At 69.6% G+C, this 1133-nt stretch carries 1 protein-coding gene; it reads left to right on the forward strand.

The window, feature by feature from the left end:
• The coding region (locus tag ABTY04_RS41015) for a condensation domain-containing protein (RefSeq protein WP_352218525.1) at positions 1 to 1133 on the forward strand (1133 nt) is incomplete at both ends.

The raw sequence follows: 1133 nt of genomic DNA on the forward strand, positions 1-1133 counted from the left end.
ATCGTGTGGGAGGGGCTGCGGGAGCCGGTCCAGGTGGTGTGGCGCGAGGCCGCCCTCCCCGTCGAGGAAGTGCGGCTGGACCCGAACAGCACCGATCCGATCGGGCAGTTGCTCGCTGAGGTCGGACTGTCCATGGACCTGAGCCGGGCGCCTCTGCTCGGACTCCACGTGGCTTCGGTGACGGACGGTCGTTGGCTGGCTCTGCTGCGCATGCACCACACGGTGCAGGACCACACGACGCTGGAGCTGCTGCTCCAGGAAGTGCAGACGATCCTCGCCGGGCGTGGTGCGGAGCTGCCCGAGCCGCTGCCGTTCCGTAACTTCGTAGCCCAGGCACGTGCCGGGGTCGAACGGTCCGAGCACGAGCGGTTCTTCGCCGAGCTGCTGGGCGACGTGACGGAGCCGACCGCTCCGTTCGGGCTCGTGGACGCGCGGGGCGACGGCATGGACGCGGCCGAGGCGCGGCTCGACATTCCGTCGGACGTGGAGGCCAGACTGCGTACGGTCGCACGGCAGTTGGGTGCGAGCCCGGCGACGGTGATGCACGTGGCGTGGGCGCGGGTGCTGGCCGCGGTCAGCGGCCGCGAGGACGTGGTCTTCGGCACCGTCCTGTTCGGACGGATGAACGCCGGCCCCGGGGCGGACCGGGTGCCCGGGCCGTTCATGAACATGCTTCCGGTCCGGGTGCGGACCGACGAGATCACCGTGGTGGCCGCCGTCAACGCGATGCGTGGACAGCTCGCGACCCTTCTTGAGCACGAGCACGCGCCGTTGGCCGTGGCCCAGAGTGCCAGCGGAGTGGCAGGTGATGCGCCGCTGTTCACGTCGATGTTCAACTATCGGCACAACACCGGCTTCAGCCGAGGCGTAGCCGCCATCTTCGACGGCATTGAGGTGGTGTTCTTCCGGGAGCGCACCAACTACCCGCTCGCCGTGGTCGTCGACGACGACGGGGACCGTCTGGGGCTGGTCGTTGACGCGGTTGCCCCGGTTGATCCCCGAGCGGTTGCGGCGTTGGTCGTGACGGCGGCGGAGAGCCTGGTCTCGCTGCTGGAGGGGGCGCTGGAGGGTGGCTCTGACCTGCCGTTGAGAGAGGTCGGGGTGCTCAGTGCTGCTGAGCGGCATGAGCTGGT

This window comes from Streptomyces sp. NPDC097981 (assembly GCF_040302565.1).
In the GTDB taxonomy this organism is placed as follows: Bacteria; Actinomycetota; Actinomycetes; order Streptomycetales; family Streptomycetaceae; genus Streptomyces.